This window comes from Candidatus Laterigemmans baculatus, from assembly GCF_010367455.1.
Taxonomy (GTDB): domain Bacteria; phylum Planctomycetota; class Planctomycetia; order Pirellulales; family Pirellulaceae; genus Laterigemmans; species Laterigemmans baculatus.
Genome location: NZ_WRPR01000099.1, coordinates 1 through 1,108 on the forward strand (window position 1 = coordinate 1; position 1,108 = coordinate 1,108).

Annotated in this window: 1 pseudogene; it reads right to left on the reverse strand. The window is 61.1% G+C overall.

The window, feature by feature from the left end:
- Positions 1-774, reverse strand: a pseudogene (locus tag GNK13_RS17530) (hypothetical protein); the annotation flags it as partial.
- Positions 775-1,108 lie beyond the last annotated feature (334 nt).

Here is a 1,108-nt window from a genome sequence, read left to right on the forward strand (position 1 = left end):
TTCTTCATCAAGCAGAAGATGTTCAAGCTGAAGGAGCAGGTCCAAGTCTTCGCCGACACCGAGCAGAAGAGGCTGCTGTTCCAGATCGCCGCCGCCGATTTCCCCTTCCGTGCCTTTCCGTGTCCTTCCGTGGCCCCCATCGTCTTCCTCCATGCCCTCCGTGCCCTCTGTGGCTACGCCGTTTGCTTCCCAGCCACCAGCCCCCGGCCCCCGGCCCCCGATTCCCTCCTCCTCCGTGGTCTCTGTACCTCCTGTGGCTCCCCTGTTTTCTTTCCTCCGGCCCCCGGCTACCGGCCCCCGGCTACCGATTTCCCCTTCCGTGCCTTTCCGTGTCCTTCCGTGGCCACCTCCTTCTCCCCCCCGGCTACCGATCCCCGCAACCTCCTTTGCAATCCGGATCGCCATATACCGATGCGCCTCCGGCAGGCCGACCGCATCAGCCGGTGCCAACAGCCGCATCAGCGCATCGGCCCGCTGCCGATCGCCGTTCTCCTCGTAGGCCAGCGCTAGCGTCAGCCGCATAGAAGGCTCGTCGCGTTCATCGACCTCCACCGAGAGTGCCTTTTGGAGCAGCAGCTGAGCCGCCGCAGCGTCCCCCGCCTCAAGCCGCTCGGCGCCGGCAGCCCAGTACGCATGGGCGGCGGAGGTTTGGCGAAAGTGAGCCACCGCGGTCACCGCAAAAATCGCAACCAAAGCGACCACGGCAGGCAACCCAGCCACCAGGTCCCACCCCCGCCGAGACCCACCAAAAAACCGTTCCACCACAGACAACATGCAAACAATCTCAAAAGAAAGGGTGCGAGTTTCGGGGCGTTACGGAAGGACACGAAGAAGGACGGCGAGTAAGTAAGCCGCACGGCGAGCCAAAGGCTGAGTCGATGAAATTCGGACCGAGCGACGGTTGATGGAACAGGAGAAAGCAGAGACAACGGAGAAGTGTTTCTATGTCAGCTCTGCTTGCAAAAGGTATCAACGATGCATCCACTATTTAACCAAGCGGCCGAGATTACGCATGTGTAGTGCGTCAGCGGAAATGGGACTTTCGGTAAGTTACGATTGACGGGCTCGGTTTCCCTAGGAGAGCTCGCATGAGTCAGTCGAAGAAGCG